Here is a 15,159-nt window from a genome sequence, read left to right as displayed (position 1 = left end):
CTGAAGGGACGTTGAAGACTACGACGTTGATAGGCCGGGTGTGTAAGCGCAGCGATGCGTTGAGCTAACCGGTACTAATGACCCGTGAGGCTTAACCTTACAACGCCAGAGGCGTTTTTGAGAGACACAATTTTCAGCCTGTACCGGATATTCTGCGCGGCCTTACGGGCGGCGCGGAGACAGAATTTGCCTGGCGGCTTTAGCGCGGTGGTCCCACCTGACCCCATGCCGAACTCAGAAGTGAAACGCCGTAGCGCCGATGGTAGTGTGGGGTCTCCCCATGCGAGAGTAGGGAACTGCCAGGCATTAAATAAGTGAAGAAGCCCCGCACGAAAGTGCGGGGCTTTTTTACGTCTGCACTTTGCCACGTTAAGCTGAAAACGTGACCTGCAGGCATGCGGTATGTCACCCTTAACTACCCATTTTTCACTTCTGAATGACCAGCAACCCGCTGATTTTTCGATAATTAGCGACATGGCTCACAATAATAATCTCGGATTACGCCGCCTTTACCTTCAGTAGACTTAAATGCTTTACTCACTCCTTTAAACGCTGTTGATCAGCAAGGAACAGAGGTAAGGCATGGCACCCACAAATAATAAAACTCAGACGGATGATACAAAGAAACGTATCTGGGCTATCGTCGGCGCGTCATCAGGTAACCTGGTTGAGTGGTTCGACTTCTACGTTTACTCCTTCTTCTCACTCTATTTTGCCCACATTTTCTTTCCGCAGGGCGATACCACCACTCAGTTGTTACAGACGGCGGGCGTTTTTGCGGCAGGATTTTTAATGCGTCCGATTGGCGGCTGGCTGTTTGGCTATATCGGCGACAAACATGGCCGAAAAAATTCGATGCTGGTTTCGGTCTGCATGATGTGTTTTGGTTCGCTGGTGATTGCCTGCTTACCCGGTTACGCAACGATCGGCGTGGCTGCGCCCGTCATTCTGCTGCTGGCGCGTATGTTTCAGGGATTATCGGTGGGAGGAGAATATGGGACCAGCGCAACCTACATGAGTGAAGTGGCTCTGGAAGGACGCAAAGGATTCTACGCCTCATTCCAGTATGTCACGCTGATAGGTGGTCAGTTAGCGGCGGTACTCACCGTCGTGGTCCTGCAATTTTTGCTGACGGATGCAGAACTGCGAAGCTGGGGCTGGCGTATTCCGTTCTTCCTCGGCGCACTCCTCGCCGTTGTCGCATTATGGTTACGACGCTCACTGGAAGAGACCTCAGATAAGACGAGCCGCGAACATCGCGATGCGGGTAGCGTAATCGGGTTACTGCGTAATCATACTCGTCCCTTCCTGATGGTGCTGGGTTTCACCGCAGGCGGCTCCCTGAGTTTTTACACCTTCACTACCTACATGCAGAAGTATCTGGTTAATACGTCAGGTATGGATCCTAAAACCGCCAGCGGCCTGATGACCGGTGCGCTGCTGGTCTTTATGCTGATTCAGCCGATTATCGGTGCCCTGTCAGATAAAATCGGTCGTCGCACCTCAATGATGATTTTTGGCGCGGGCGCGGCCATCTGTACGGTCCCCATTCTGACCCTGTTGCAAAACGTGCAGAGCCCTGGTGTGGCTTTCCTGTTAATCATGCTGGCGCTGCTGATTACCAGCTTCTACACCGCCATCAGTGGCATTCTTAAAGCAGAAATGTTTCCGCCACAGGTGCGCGCACTGGGTGTAGGACTATCTTACGCAGTAGCGAATGCGATCTTCGGTGGGTCGGCAGAGTATGTTGCGTTGCTGATGAAGCAGCAGGGGATTGAGACGACTTTCTTCTGGTATGTTTCAGCGATGGGCGCGGTGGCATTTCTGGTGTCGCTGTTGCTGCACAAGCGCGGTAAGGGGATTAAGCTTTAACAGAGAAAGCTACTGACTCAGATTCCACAGGGCAATGCCGCTGGCAGCACCGGCGGCATCCCAGGCGAAATCTTTCCAGCTCCAGCCGCTGCCATTCGGGCGGCTGTCATACCACTCTTTTCCCGCCCCAGGCGTTAATGAAAACAGTCTGGCTTTGCCGGTCAGAATGGTGCTGACGCTGCCTTCCCATATTCACTACCGGCAGCGGCCAGGACTGCAGAGGCGACAAAATGCTCCGCTTTATCCCGTCCGGTCCACTGATCTTCCGCCATATGGGCGCATCCGCTACACAACAACACAGCAAGCAGCACACTTCGCATAGCAGATGCCTTATTGGCCGCAGTGATTAAAGAATCCGGCTGATCAGGCGATCGATACGTATCCGGCGCAGACGGCGAATCAGTTTGCGCACCTTGGCCGGGTAATCAGCAATACTCTCAAGCTCACGGAAATGCGTCACTACCGTTGTGTTCTGCCGGATTAACTTCAGTTCCTTCTCACGCTGAGCCGCTAACTCCTGATGAGGATCGTGGATCAGCACCGCATTTTCCAGATCGAGCCGCCAGGCACGTGGATTGAGGTTATTACCGGTAATCAGCTGCCATTCATCATCAACCCACATTCCTTTAAGGTGATAACTGTTCTCGCCATCCTTCCACAGTCTCACGACCAGCTGATCGGTCGTAACGTAGTAGTGCAAACGGCTCATAAAGCGACGCAGATTGATTTCATACAGGTAAGGCAGTGCGCCGATGATTTTGAACGGCTGATCGGGCGCAATATAGAAGTCATTGGCTGTTTTATCGCCGACGATGATCTCAACCTGTTTTCCCTGACGCAGAAGATGAATGATATTACGTACCAGCAAGGCGGGCATGTTGAAGTAGGGGGTACAGATGATCAGCTTCTGTTCCGCACAGGGCATCAGGTGGAAAATGGTTTTATTGAGCAGGCTATGCTTACCCAGACCGACCAGCGGCGTGACCGTCAGTTCATCGTTGCCGGCATTCCCTTCAAACTGATAATTGAAACCGCGCAGGTCCTGACGGAACTGGCGTGTCTCATTTTTAATTTCAGGACTTGAGGGGCGCTCAGCAAAATCGAGTCGGTTTACCGCCTCTGCTGACTTCAGATTGAGCGTGATCCAGTCATACATCGTATCTGTCAGCTGGGAATTACGGATAACCTGATAACGGTCATAGCGATACTTATCATGCTGATGCAGGTAGACATCATTGATGCTGGCGCCGCTGTAGAGCAGCATATCATCAATAATGAACCCTTTAAGGTGGAGCACGCCCAGCGCTTCACGGGTATTGACCGGGATACCATAAACCGGGATGGCAATATCCGGATAACGTGTCGCCATTTCGCAATACCAGTCGGCATTGGTTACGCCTCGCGCTGCGCCAATTCGCCCACGCTGCGCACGGTGCCAGTCAACCAGAATCGAGATATCCAGCTCCGGCCGCGCCTGCTTCGCACTATAAAGCGCATCCATGACGGCACGTCCGGCGTCATCATTTTCCAGATAGAGCGCAACAATACAGATGCGAGTCTGCGCTGCCGCAATCTTCTCCAGCAACGTCTGGCGAAATTCGGCAGGCGAGTAAAGTGTCGACACATCCGCAACGGATTGTGACAGTTTCGGCAGCTGTGCGAGGTGTTGTTGGTGTTTGTTACGTTTAAATTTAGACAACATCACAGTGCACTTCTTCTCTGTTCATTGCATGGCCTTTTGCCATCAAATCAGGGTTATAACCACAAATAATAACATCAACTTCGCCGATTCGAACGTTTTTTACCTTTCTCTACAAGGTTAGTTGATCTCATTCTGTAAAGACAATTTCAGGCTGACAATACCGTCATCCAGTTGAATATCAACATGAAAGTTTAGCTTTCGTGCCAGCGTAATCATGCCGCGGTTATGGGGCATGGTGATACCGTTCAATTGTTGCAAGCCGTGATGCCGGGTATAGCGGATCATCTTTTCCAGCAGACGACGGCCCATGCCTAAGCCTTTCAGGTCGGAACGGACCAGCACCGAAAACTCCGCATCAATGTTATCTGCATCAGAGATAGCGCGGGTGACGCCGATGATCTCGGGGCGTCCATGATGCTGACGTACCGCCACAATCGCCATCTCGCGGTCATAATCGATCTGGGTCATGTTGGCGAGATCATCATGAGTAAACTCACTGATTTCACTGAAGTAGCGGTAGTAGAGATCTTCTTTGGTGACCTGACTGATGAAATCGCGCAGCAGGGGCTCATCCTCTGGCAGAATGGGCCGGAACAGGCAGAATTGCCCATCCTTTAACTCTACCTGCTCTTCCAGATGCTGAGGATAAGGACGTATTGCCAGCCGTGCTTCGTTATCGCCATGGAACGGAGCCAGCGTCAGGGTGACATCCAGCAGGGTAAAATCATTGCCCGCCGCCAGCAGCGGATGAATATCCAGTCGCTGGATCTCCGGGCAATCCACCACCAGGTTAGAGACCTGCACCAGCAGCTGGCTTAAACCGGGGATATCCAGCGGATTCAGCGCGCTGCGGCTGCGGATTTTTCCGCTCTTGATCGCCTGAATCACCAGATAGCGTGCCAGCGTCATATTCAGCGGGGGAAGGGCAACGGCAGCCTGTTTATCGGCCTGCCATTCAACGCCGCCTTCCCCCAGCATAATGATCGGGCCAAACAGGGCATCCTGTTCGACCACGACCCGCAGCTCCTGTGCGCCTGCACGACTCGCCATGCTCTGAACCAGCAGCCCTTCGATACGTGCCTGCGGCAACGTCTGTTTTACCCGATCAAAAATGGCCTCAGCGGCATGCTCCACTTCGCTGGCATTACGCAGGTAGAGCATCACGCCCTGCACCTCCGATTTATGCGCGATATCGGGTGAACGCAGTTTCAGCGCCACCGGATAGCCAATCTGATCGGCAATCGCCACTGCCGCCTTACTGTCGCTGGCGATCCAGGTCGGCAGCGTGGCCAGGCCGTAAGCCTGCAACACCGGCTGCACTTCGTGGGTATCCAGCGCGGTAACACCGCGCTCCAGCGCCTGTGACAGCAGCTGGTGTGCATGGGCGCTGTCCAGGTTCAGGGTGGCGGGCAGGGCAGGGGTTTCGCGCAGCTGCTTCTGGTTACGGCGGTACTCAACCTGATGCATAAAGGCGGTCACCGTTCCCTCTGGCGTGCGCCAGGTCGGTATCCCCGCCTGCGTAAAGGCTCGGCGCGCGGCTTGTGAAGAGAACTCGCCGCTCCAGTTGGTCAGCAGCGTCACCAGCTTACCGCGCGGGTGACGGGCGATGGTGTCGATCAGATGTCCGGCCGTTTCAGTCGCGGGCGCGACCGCGCTTGGCGCATGAATAATCATCAATGCATCAAGTTCATGGCTGTCGAGCAGGATCTCTGTGCAGGCGGCATAACGTTCCGCTGTGGCGTCATCTTTTAAATCCAGCGGGTTACCGCGACCTGCGCCAGCGGGCAATAGCGCCTCGAGCTGCTGAATCGTCTGCTCGCTGAGCTGCGCCAGTTTCCCGTTGCGGGCATAGAGCTCATCCAGCGCCAGCGCGGCGGGGGCGGCACCATTACTGATGATCATCAGCCTGTCGCCACGCAGCGGCCGCATATGACTCAGCGACTCAACGGCGGAGAAGAGCTCATGGGTATCCTGCACCCGCAGTAACCCGGCACGCTGAATGGCTGCATCCCAGGCGGCGTCCAGACCGCTGTGGGTGCCCAGCAGCGCCTGTGCTTCCCGGCTGCGACCACTCTTGATCACCAGAATCGGTTTATTACGGGAGGCGCTGCGTGAGGCAGAAACAAAACGACGCGCATCGCTGAGGTGCTCAAGATAGAGCAGGATAGCGCTGGTTTTACCGTCGCGAGCCAGGAAGTCGAGCAGATCATCGACATCGGTATCCAGACTGTCACCCAGCGCGATAAACCAGGAGAATCCGAGATTACGCTGCTGCGCCCAGTCGAGAATGGTATTGGATACGGCGGCGGACTGGGAGATAAATGCAATACGGCCTTTCTCTATCGGCACTGGCGAGAAGCTGGCATTCAATCCCTGCCAGGGGGCCAGCAGGCCAAGACTGTTCGGTCCCAGCAGACGTATCTGCCACTGGCTGGCACAGGCTTTGAGCTCGGCAGACTGGCTGGCGGGCGCAGAGAGAATAATGCAGGCTTTGCAACCTTTCTCCCCGAGCTGTTGCAGCAGTTCGAGGTTACGTTTTGAGTGGGTGCAGATCACTGCCAGGTCTGGCGCGAAAGGTAAGCTGTCGATGGTGGGCCAGGCCAGTACGCCGCTGACCGCTTTATATTTCGGCGTCACCGGCAACACCGGGCCGCTAAAACCGCCCGCCAGCAGGTTACGCATCATAAAATATCCGGCGCGCCCTGGCGTGACCGAGGCACCAATCACCGCAATTGATTTAGGTCGTAACAGCGCTTCCAGTCCGCGTTGGCTCATCTCGCTCTCCAGAGTTCGGGATTTGCGTGATTGTAAACGCTTTTTGCTGGCAGTGCTTCCGGGCAGATCGCAGGCTGCGCATTCCGATTTTAATCTCTGTCACCGCAGGGACGCTCCCGCCAGGAGCGTGACTGGGCGATTAAGCCTGTCCGGCGTGGTGCGGTTTCCCTGCCAGGTAGGCTGCGCGGAACTGATCAAAATGGTGAGATAATGCCTCAGCCGCCAGCCGATCGCCCGCCTGCGCCAGCAGCGCCGCGGCCACTTCAGCAGTGCAGTGCTGACCTGCGCCGTGGGCTTCACGCAGCGTATAGCGCGACGGGGTGCTGACCTCCAGCGACATCACCGGCAGGGCGTCGAGCCAGGGGCTTTTACGGAACATTTTGCGGGCTTCGGTCCAGGTGCCATCCAGCATAATAAACAGCGGCGGCTTGCCACTGGCGGGCGGCGTTGTCAGCACTTCGCGACCGGGGTCGGCATAGGATGCCGGGAAAACCACCAGCGGCTGATAATCGGGATTGCGCACCGCCGCCAGCAGCAGCGGATCCGGCTCGGTGCGTGACCAGCCAAAAGCCTGGGTATCCGGCAGAATATCGGCAATCAGCCGGCCGGTGTTGCTCGGCTTCATCGGCTCGGTATCGAACATCACCAGGCAGAAGCGGCTACGGGCGGACTGCGGCACAATCTGACTGCAGAGACAGTTGACTTCTGGCAGCAGACAGCCCTGACAGCGGATGACCCGATTGCCGCGCGCGAGGAAAGGACGGGTGGATCGGGCCAGGCGTTGGGTGCGCAAGCGCAAAACAGCATTATCAGACATGAGTATTCAGGGCAGGAAAAACGTCAGTGTAATCGAAGCACAGGCGAAAAGGAAAAGGCCAGCCAGGCTGGCCTCTGAAGATTAAAGTGACTCATCCAGCCATTCATTGAAAGGCGCTTTGGGCATCGCGCCATTCAGCATGTCGACCCGCTCGCCGTTCTTAAACAGCATGATGGTCGGGATGCTGCGAATGTTGAAACGGGCGCTCAGGGCCGGTTCCGCTTCGGTGTTCACTTTAATAAAGCGGACTTTACCGCTGCGTTCACTGGCGACATCTTTAAACACCGGCGCAAAATTGACACAGGGACCACACCAGGGCGCCCAGAAATCGATCACCACCGGCAGATCATCCTGCAGATATTTGTCAAAGTTAGCGCTGGTGGCATTCACCACTTCGCCATCAAATAACGCATTTCCACAGCGACCACATTTCGCCACGTCGGCAAGGCGTTCTTCAGGAACGCGATTGGTTGCCTGACAGGAAGCGCATACCGTATTCATAGGAACCTCTGATGTTGAAAAGTGTCAGTCTGATAAATATTGTTCATTATGAAAGGGGACGGATTCCCTCTCAATCTGGATTGCTCTATAGGTTCAATAGTTGATAGCTAAGCGCCAGCACATCAGGTAATCTGCGCGCTCTCAATGCAGGAGGAAGACATGAACGACGAATTTAAAGGCAAGAGCGGTAAGGTTAAGGTGATGTACGTGCGTGGCGAGGACGATAAAAGCGCGCGCGCGCCTAATCCTCGTACAGGCAAAGGTGGTCACGCTGCTGCCCGTTCGGATGATAATCGTCGTTCGTCTGGCCCCCGTACTGAACGCAGTCAGGAAGGTGATCGCTCCGCTGGCCGTCGCAGCGACGACACCGGTCGCAGCAGTTCACCGCGTCGTGATGAAGGCGGACGTGGCGCTCCACGCCGTTCAGACGATGGCGCAGGCCGCCGCAACGATCGTGGCGATGATAATCGCGGCGCCTATGGCAGCAGCGATTCCCCATGGCGCACCGTGTCACGCGCGCCATCAGCAGATCGTCCGGCAACCGAAAGCGATAAGCCGGATCATGGCGGCATCAGCGGCAAGAGCTTCGTCGATCCCGAACAGATCCGTCGTCAGCGTAACGAAGAGACGCGCGTCTATGGTGAGAACGCCTGTCAGGCGCTGTTCCAGAGCCGTCCTGAAGCGATTGTTCGCGCCTGGTTCGTGCAGGAAGTGACACCGCGTTTCCGCGAAGCGCTGCGCTGGCTGGCGGCTAACCGCAAAGCCTATCACGTCGTGGAAGATGCAGAGATTACCAAAGCGTCAGGCACTGAGCATCATGGTGGCGTCTGCTTCCTGATCAAAAAGCGCATGGGTATGGCGGTTTCTGAATGGCTGAGCCAGGCGAATACCAAAGATTGCGTGCTGGCACTGGAAGATGTCAGCAACCCGCATAACCTCGGCGCGATTATGCGCAGCTGCGCGCACTTTGGCGTAAAAGGTTTGCTGGTGAACGACGCCTCACTGCTGGAGTCCGGCGCAGCGGTACGTACCGCAGAAGGCGGTGCTGAGCATGTGCAGGCCATCAGCGGCGCAACTTTCAGTGAAGGTCTGGAAGCGTTCCGTAAAGCGGGTTACACCATCGTCACCACCTCCAGCCATCAGGGCACGCCGCTGGCGCAGGCTCAGCTGCCGGAGAAAATGGTGCTGGTGTTAGGGCAGGAGCGTGAAGGTCTTTCTGATACCGCGTTCAAACAGGGTGACATGAGCCTGTCGATTGGCGGCACCGGCAACGTAGAAAGCCTTAACGTCTCGGTCGCAACCGGCGTACTGCTCGCCGAATGGTGGCGTCAGAACGCATAAAAAAACGGGCCGAAAGGCCCGTTTTGCTGTGTCACATCAGTGCGCGCCACCGCCACCGCCGCCTGCGCTAAACGGCGGACGGGCAAACCAGATCAGCACCAGCAGAATCAAAAAGACCCCCGCCGACGCCCAGAAAATTTCATTCGCTGAAATAATCAGTCCCTGGTTAGTAATCTGCTGCGCGATCCAGGCCGACGCCTGCTGCTGCGTCATCCCCATGCTCTCCAGCTGGCTATACATCTGCTGCGAATTGACGTTGTACGGGGTGATCGACTCCGTCAGGTAGCTATGATGCATCGACTCGCGGTTACTCCACATAGTGGTGGTAATCGACGTTCCCACCGAGCCTGCAAAGGTACGCATAAAGTTCGACAGGCTGGAGGCTGCGGCCATGCGCTCCGGCGGCAATCCCGACAGCGTAATGGTGGTCAGCGGCATAAAGAAGCAGGCCACGGCAAAGCCCTGAATAAACTGCGGCCAGGCTGAGGCACCAAAGTCCATTCCCGGTTCAAACGTATACGCGCGCCAGTAGAAGCAGACGGCATACATAATGAAGCTGAACGTGACCAGCCGTCGCATGTCGAGCTTATGGGCAAAGCGTCCGATGATCGGCGACAGGATCACCGGCAAAATGCCCACTGGCGCAGACGCCAGACCGGCCCAGGTTGCGGTGTAGCCGTAGACCTCCTGCAGCAGCTGCGGCAACAGAACAATCGAGCCGAAGTAGAGCATATAAGCCAGACTGATCGACAGGCAGCCAATGGTGAAGTTGCGCGACTTAAACAGCGACAGATCTATGATCGGGTGATCGTCAGTCAGCTCCCACACCAGCAGGACTGACAGCGCAATCACGGCCACTACCCCGAGCACGATGATCTCGGACGAGTTAAACCAGTCGAGCTCCTTTCCGCGATCCAGCATCACCTGCAAACAGCCGATCCCCACCACCAGCAGCACCAGCCCGACCATATCGATCCGCCGGATTTCGGTTTTGGTTTCCCGGCCGCGCAGGGTTTGCAGCGTCAGTATTACCACCGCCACACCAATGGGCACGTTGATAAAGAAGATCCAGCCCCAGTGATAGTTATCGCTGATCCAGCCGCCCAGTATCGGACCACAGATCGGTGCGACGATCACCGTCATCGCCCACAGCGACAGCGCAACACTGCGCTTGGCGGGCGGATAGTTGTTGAGCAGCAGACTTTGCGACAGCGGGATCAATGGACCCGCGACGATCCCCTGAATGACGCGGAAGAAGATCAGCATCTCCAGGCTGTCTGACATGCCGCATGCCCAGGAGGCGATAGCAAACAGAATGGTCGACCAGGTAAAGAGCTTCACTTCACCGATGCGTTTTGCCAGCCAGCCGGTCAGCGGGATCGAGATCGCATTGGCCACACCAAACGAGGTGATCACCCAGGTTCCCTGGGAGTTCGACGCCCCCAGATTACCGGCAATCGTAGGGATAGCCACGTTGGCGATGGTCGAGTCCAGAACCTGCATGAACGTCGCCAGCGATAGCGCAATGGTCATCAGGACCAGCGGCATTCCTTCAAGCGGTTTTTGTGCCATTACAGCCTCCGCGTCATCATCCGGCGTTGGCGCGGACGATATCGGTGATCAGCTGATTGACCGGCGCAAGGTCAATCGCCAGTGCGTTGCTGCTGTAAGCGGCTTGCTGACGGGCGCTGGTGGCCAGCGCGCTGCCCTCTTTGCTGGTGGTATCGATTTTAACCAGCGTTGAGAGACCAATACGCAGCGGATGTCTGGCGATATCTTCCTGATTCAGTTCGATACGAACCGGCAGGCGCTGAACCACTTTGATCCAGTTACCGGTGGCATTCTGTGCCGGCAACAGTGAGAAGGCGCTGCCGGTGCCCATATCCAGTCCTGCAACTTTGCCCTGATAAACCACTTCGTCACCGTAGATGTCGGCAACTACGGTGACAGGCTGACCAATACGAACGCCAGCCAGCTGAGTCTCTTTAAAGTTAGCATCGACCCACAGATTCGTTGCAGGCACGACGGCGAGCAGCGGGGTGCTGGTGGAGATTTGCGAACCGACCTGTACGCTGCGACGGGAGACAAAACCATCCATCGGACTACGGATTTCGGTGCGCTGCAGCGCCAGCCAGGCGTCACGCAGCTCAGCCGCGCTCTGTTGCACGGCAGGCTGATTTTCCAGTGAGGTGTTGAGGATCATCGCCTGATTCGCATTGTATTGCTGAATTGCCACGTCCAGTTGTGCTTTGGCCGTCGCGACGGCATCGCGGGCGTGCTGCAACTCTTCACGGCCAATCAGATTAGCCGCACCTAACGGCTCACGGCGTTTCAGGTCGGCCTGTGCCTGCGCCAGAGCGGTCTGTTGCAATGTAATGCTGGCCTGATACTGTTTGCCATTAATCATCAGTTGATGCGTCTGACGCACGCTGGTGGCGAGTGCCGTCTGCGCTTTTTCAAACGCCTGCTCCGCATCCGTCTTATCCAGTGAAACCAGCACATCGCCTTTTTTGACGAAATCGGTATCTTCAAACCAGACTTTATTCACGCTACCGGAGACCTGTGCCATCACCTGCACCTGGTTACCCGCAACGTAGGCGTCATCCGTTTCCTGAAAATGGCGCAGGACCAGGAACCAGTAAACTCCCCAGGCAATACCAATCAGCACAAAGATCAGCGCCAGCACGATGAGCACACTTTTGCGCTTCTTCTTTTTGTTGGCTGACGGTTGCGGGCTTTGTGCTTCTGCCGTTGCACTCATGTCTTTCTCCACGTTTTCCATTTAGTCGGGCGGCAGAAATCCCTTTTCGCCAGCGCCCGAGTCGAAAAAGCCAGCGACTGAGCGCTGGCCAGATAAAAAAGGAAATTAAAATAACGATTCCGACAGGTGATTGTGTCGCACTTATTGCTATTAGCGGGAAAGCGAGGCGATCAGCTGATCTTCATCCATTTTATCAAGACGATTAAGTAGCTTACGGGTGATGCCTTCCAGCTGTGACTTCTCATCGACGGAGAGCGAAGACCAGAGGTATTGCAGGCTCTGATGCTGAGGTGGCAGCAGCTGACGCAGGAACTCCATCCCTTTATCGGTCAGATGCAGGTGCAGGCAGCGACGGTCGTGATCGCTTTCGCGACGCTCAATCCAGCCGCGCTTTTCCAGTTCATCAGCAATGCGCGTGGCATTGGTACGTGAAGAGCCAAGGGCAGAGCTGAGCTCAGAGGGCTGAATACTATGGTTTTCCTGTGCATCCAGCGTAATCAACGCCATGAACAGGGTTTCATTAATACCCTGTGCTTTCAGCATCTTATTACGGTTGTCCAGCAGTTTACCCTGCATATGCATACAGAGACGCGTCAGAATAATTTCCTGCAACGGAAAATCCTTATGGCGATTGGCACGGATGTTTAGCATCTGCTCAATGGGAGTAAACGAACTTTCCATTAAAAAAAACCTCACTAATTGCAACTTGTATAATAACTATGGTGACAGGATAAGCGTAGTCACTTTTTGGCAGGTGATCGCTGACAGAATCACTATTCACCATCAAAGGTATTCCAGGCCATTCCCTGGCCCTGGGTCAAAAACCCGTACGTCCGGCGGCAGCCGCTGTGCCGGAACGTGATCAAAAAGGGGGCAAATTTAATAATATCGCGGGGAAAAATAACTGAAGTGAATAGGTTTGCTACTAACCATAACAAACCTAACCATTTGTGACCAGACGCAATGCGCTGTCCGGCCAGGCTTCAGTTGATTTTTTCCGGCTCAAAGCGCGATCCGGTTGCCCAAATCAGCAGATTAACCACAGTCAGCAGCGCGCCAGCGCCACAGACGCCATACCAGCCCCAAAGATGGTAAGCGGTCGCGGAGAGCAGTGAGCCGGCCGCGCCACCCATAAAGTAGCTGGTCATGTAACCGGCATTAAGACGGTTCCGCGCCTCCGGCATCTGCGCGTAGATCACGCTTTGATTGGTGATATGGACGGCCTGTACCGCCAGATCCAGCAGCAGGATGCCGACGATCAGCGGCGCAAGCTGCTCCGCGCCCCACGCAATGGCGGCCCACGACAGCAGCATAAGCAGCAGGCCCAGTCGGGTGGTCAGCTTCGCTTTACCCTTGTCAGCCAGCGCGCCCGCCTGACGTGCGGCCAGCGCACCCGCGGCACCGACCAGCCCCAGCAAGCCAATCTCGCCCTCTGAGAAATGATAAGGCGCCCCGGCGAGCAGAAAGGCCATTGAGGTCCACAGCAGGCTGAAATTGGCAAAGGAGAGGCAGCCGGTCCAGGCGCGGGTGCGGAGCACCCGATTACCGGCATACAGGCGAAAGATGGAGGCCAGCAGTTGCGGATAGCTCATGGGCACGGACTGTTTTACGCGTGGCAGCGATCGCCACAGCGCTAGGGCCATCACCACCATCAGCAGGCTGGCAGTCCAGTAGACGGTACGCCAGCCGCCAAGCTGCGCCAGGCCGCCTGCCACGGTGCGCGCCAGCAGAATCCCCAGCAGCAAACCGCTCATTACCGTTCCCACTATTTTGCCGCGCCGCTCCGGCTCTGCCAGCGTGGCGGCCAGCGGCACCAGGATTTGTGCGGCGACCGAGAACAGGCCGGTCATCACCGTGCCCAGCAGTAAAAAGAGAAAGGAGTGCGAAAGGGCGATAATCACCATGCCGGCAGCAGCCAGCAGGATCATCGTAACAATCAGGCTGCGTCGTTCAAACCGATCGCCAAGCGGCACCAGCAGCAGCAGACCGCAGGCGTAGCCCAGCTGCGCCGTGGTGACAATAAATCCGGCGAGGCTGACAGAGAGATCAAACTGTTGGGCGATGGTATTCAGTAGTGGCTGAACGTAGTAATTACTGGCTACGCAGAGGCCGGTTGCTACTGACATCAGCATTACTAAAGCAGGCGTCAGACCCTGGCGAGTCGCATTCATAAACAGCATCGGTCGCTAATAATCATTTGAGGTTAATAGTAACTCAAAAAACTATTTCACACGCATGTTTATTAACAGGCCATACCAGTCGGGATAGCAGCCATAAAAAAGGGCAGAAAAATTTCTGCCCTCAGATAACTGCCCGACTAAAAGCGTATGCTCACTGAGCCAGCACTTTTATCAACCGCCCTGGGGCGGAAATGTTTTCAGGTTATTGCGCGGCGGCCTGCGCCTCGCTGATCCATTTATCGAACTCAGCCTGATGCGCCTTAATCCAGCCATCCACATGACGGTTAATCGCCTCTTCTGAGTTTTGTCCGGCATGCATTGCTGAGTTTTCAGCATTGATATCGGTAATGGGCAGCTTCATGACCGCAAACAGACGGGCAGCCGCCGGGTTTTTCGCCGCCCAGGCTTTGTTGGCGACGATGTGCATGGTGTTAACCGGGAAACCGTAGTTCGCGCCGTTTGGCAGCTTAGTATCCACATCCTTCTGTTCGCCAGGCAGCGAAGAGAACGGCACCTGCAGCCAGACCACATCGCGGCCCGGCTTCAGCACATCGCTCAGCCAGTAGGGCGTCCAGGTGTAATAAAGGATCGGTTTACCCTGTTTGTAGCGCGCCAGCGTATCCGCCACCATCGCCGAATAGTTACCCATATTGGCGGTCACGGTATCACTGAGACCGAAGGCGCTGTTCTGATGATTAATCACCGCTTCACAGCCCCAGCCTGGCGTACAGCCGGTCATATCCGCTTTGCCATCGCCGTTGGCGTCAAACAGGCTGGCGATCTTAGGATCTTTCAGCTGTTCGATATTGGTGATGTGATATTTCTCGGCGGTCTTCTTATCAATCAGATAACCCTGGGCGGCACCGGTAACGTAGGTTCCCTGACGATAGAGCTTCTGATCGCCACCGGCGGCTTTGTACATGTCGTCATGCAGCGGCTGCCAGTTCACCGCGGTAAAGGTGGCGTCGCCAGCGGCGATAGAGGTGTAGCCAACGTTGTAATCCACTTCACTCGGCTTGCTGACCTGATAGCCGAGTTTTTCCAGCGCGCGGCTGACAATCAGGGTCTGAAAAGTCTCTTCAGCGATAGTGCTCTGTATGGGTTGTACCGTAATACCTTTGCCCGGCAGATCGGCAGCGGAGACGTGTGAAACGGCCAGCGTGGTTACCACGGCGGCGAGCAGAGAGGCTCTGTTGCGCATAGTCATTCC

At 55.8% G+C, this 15,159-nt stretch carries 11 protein-coding genes, 2 rRNA genes and 1 pseudogene; 4 read left to right on the top strand and 10 right to left on the bottom strand.

What is annotated here, in order from left to right; genetic code table 11:
* The 3 genes from LC417_RS17765 to LC417_RS17755 all read left to right on the top strand — a co-directional run.
* Nucleotides 1-99: ribosomal RNA gene (locus LC417_RS17765) — 23S ribosomal RNA — on the top strand; the annotation flags it as partial.
* 90 nt (nt 100-189) lie between these two features.
* A 5S ribosomal RNA gene (gene rrf / locus LC417_RS17760) occupies nt 190-305 on the top strand.
* Nucleotides 306-582: 277 nt separating this feature from the next.
* Nucleotides 583-1,872 carry an MFS family transporter gene (locus LC417_RS17755; RefSeq protein WP_010257813.1) on the top strand — a complete coding sequence of 430 codons (1,290 nt, stop codon included), beginning with the start codon at nt 583-585 and terminating at the stop codon, nt 1,870-1,872.
* A 9-nt stretch (nt 1,873-1,881) separates the two neighbouring features.
* Here the strand turns inward: LC417_RS17755 and LC417_RS17750 are convergent.
* The 5 genes and pseudogenes from LC417_RS17750 to trxC all read right to left on the bottom strand — a co-directional run bounded on the left by LC417_RS17750 (nt 1,882) and on the right by trxC (nt 7,667).
* Nucleotides 1,882-2,192 (bottom strand): annotated as a pseudogene (locus LC417_RS17750) (YfiM family lipoprotein).
* Between the two features lie 26 nt (nt 2,193-2,218).
* On the bottom strand, nt 2,219-3,574 hold the full coding sequence (pssA, locus tag LC417_RS17745) for a CDP-diacylglycerol--serine O-phosphatidyltransferase (RefSeq protein WP_223566201.1): 1,356 nt from the start codon (nt 3,572-3,574) through the stop codon (nt 2,219-2,221).
* A 117-nt stretch (nt 3,575-3,691) separates the two neighbouring features.
* Nucleotides 3,692-6,349, bottom strand: coding sequence for a bifunctional acetate--CoA ligase family protein/GNAT family N-acetyltransferase (locus LC417_RS17735; protein WP_033758680.1), 2,658 nt, complete (start codon nt 6,347-6,349; stop codon nt 3,692-3,694).
* A 139-nt stretch (nt 6,350-6,488) separates the two neighbouring features.
* Nucleotides 6,489-7,166: a tRNA-uridine aminocarboxypropyltransferase gene (locus LC417_RS17730; protein ID WP_223566200.1), complete on the bottom strand. Its 678-nt coding sequence runs from the start codon at nt 7,164-7,166 to the stop codon at nt 6,489-6,491.
* 81 nt (nt 7,167-7,247) lie between these two features.
* The gene (gene trxC / locus LC417_RS17725) at nt 7,248-7,667 is read right to left on the bottom strand and encodes a thioredoxin TrxC (RefSeq protein WP_010257800.1); all 420 of its coding nucleotides are present in this window, start codon (nt 7,665-7,667) and stop codon (nt 7,248-7,250) included.
* 159 nt (nt 7,668-7,826) lie between these two features.
* Between trxC and LC417_RS17720 the strand changes: the two genes are divergently transcribed.
* Nucleotides 7,827-9,008, top strand: coding sequence for a tRNA/rRNA methyltransferase (locus tag LC417_RS17720; protein WP_223566199.1), 1,182 nt, complete (start codon nt 7,827-7,829; stop codon nt 9,006-9,008).
* Nucleotides 9,009-9,044: 36 nt separating this feature from the next.
* On the opposite strand, the gene emrB is transcribed toward LC417_RS17720, so the two are convergent.
* The 5 genes from emrB to proX form a co-directional block, all read right to left on the bottom strand.
* Complete coding sequence (gene emrB, locus LC417_RS17715) at nt 9,045-10,580, bottom strand: multidrug efflux MFS transporter permease subunit EmrB (RefSeq protein WP_010257793.1); 1,536 nt, start codon at nt 10,578-10,580, stop codon at nt 9,045-9,047.
* Nucleotides 10,581-10,596: 16 nt separating this feature from the next.
* On the bottom strand, nt 10,597-11,769 hold the full coding sequence (gene emrA, locus LC417_RS17710; protein WP_010257791.1) for a multidrug efflux MFS transporter periplasmic adaptor subunit EmrA: 1,173 nt from the start codon (nt 11,767-11,769) through the stop codon (nt 10,597-10,599).
* 150 nt (nt 11,770-11,919) lie between these two features.
* On the bottom strand, nt 11,920-12,450 hold the full coding sequence (gene mprA, locus LC417_RS17705) for a transcriptional repressor MprA (RefSeq protein ID WP_003850381.1): 531 nt from the start codon (nt 12,448-12,450) through the stop codon (nt 11,920-11,922).
* 302 nt (nt 12,451-12,752) lie between these two features.
* Nucleotides 12,753-13,940, bottom strand: coding sequence for an MFS transporter (locus LC417_RS17700; RefSeq protein WP_033758765.1), 1,188 nt, complete (start codon nt 13,938-13,940; stop codon nt 12,753-12,755).
* Nucleotides 13,941-14,151: 211 nt separating this feature from the next.
* Nucleotides 14,152-15,150, bottom strand: coding sequence for a glycine betaine/L-proline ABC transporter substrate-binding protein ProX (proX, locus tag LC417_RS17695; protein ID WP_010257785.1), 999 nt, complete (start codon nt 15,148-15,150; stop codon nt 14,152-14,154).
* Nucleotides 15,151-15,159 lie beyond the last annotated feature (9 nt).

It is taken from the genome of Pantoea sp. OVA07A, from assembly GCF_019969975.1.
Taxonomy (GTDB): Bacteria; Pseudomonadota; Gammaproteobacteria; order Enterobacterales; family Enterobacteriaceae; genus Pantoea; species Pantoea agglomerans.
Note: the sequence above shows the minus strand (reverse complement) of the source record. Positions and strands in the feature narration are given on the sequence as shown.

Excerpts from the sequence above, each read along its gene's own strand:
- LC417_RS17735 (WP_033758680.1), bottom strand. The coding sequence starts at position 6,349 with ATGAGCCAACGCGGACTGGAAGCGCTGTTACGACCTAAATCAATTGCG.
- pssA (WP_223566201.1), bottom strand. The coding sequence starts at position 3,574 with ATGTTGTCTAAATTTAAACGTAACAAACACCAACAACACCTCGCACAG.
- trxC (WP_010257800.1), bottom strand. The coding sequence starts at position 7,667 with ATGAATACGGTATGCGCTTCCTGTCAGGCAACCAATCGCGTTCCTGAA.
- LC417_RS17720 (WP_223566199.1), top strand. The coding sequence starts at position 7,827 with ATGAACGACGAATTTAAAGGCAAGAGCGGTAAGGTTAAGGTGATGTAC.
- LC417_RS17755 (WP_010257813.1), top strand. The coding sequence starts at position 583 with ATGGCACCCACAAATAATAAAACTCAGACGGATGATACAAAGAAACGT.
- mprA (WP_003850381.1), bottom strand. The coding sequence starts at position 12,450 with ATGGAAAGTTCGTTTACTCCCATTGAGCAGATGCTAAACATCCGTGCC.
- proX (WP_010257785.1), bottom strand. The coding sequence starts at position 15,150 with ATGCGCAACAGAGCCTCTCTGCTCGCCGCCGTGGTAACCACGCTGGCC.
- emrB (WP_010257793.1), bottom strand. The coding sequence starts at position 10,580 with ATGGCACAAAAACCGCTTGAAGGAATGCCGCTGGTCCTGATGACCATT.
- LC417_RS17730 (WP_223566200.1), bottom strand. The coding sequence starts at position 7,166 with ATGTCTGATAATGCTGTTTTGCGCTTGCGCACCCAACGCCTGGCCCGA.
- LC417_RS17700 (WP_033758765.1), bottom strand. The coding sequence starts at position 13,940 with ATGAATGCGACTCGCCAGGGTCTGACGCCTGCTTTAGTAATGCTGATG.
- emrA (WP_010257791.1), bottom strand. The coding sequence starts at position 11,769 with ATGAGTGCAACGGCAGAAGCACAAAGCCCGCAACCGTCAGCCAACAAA.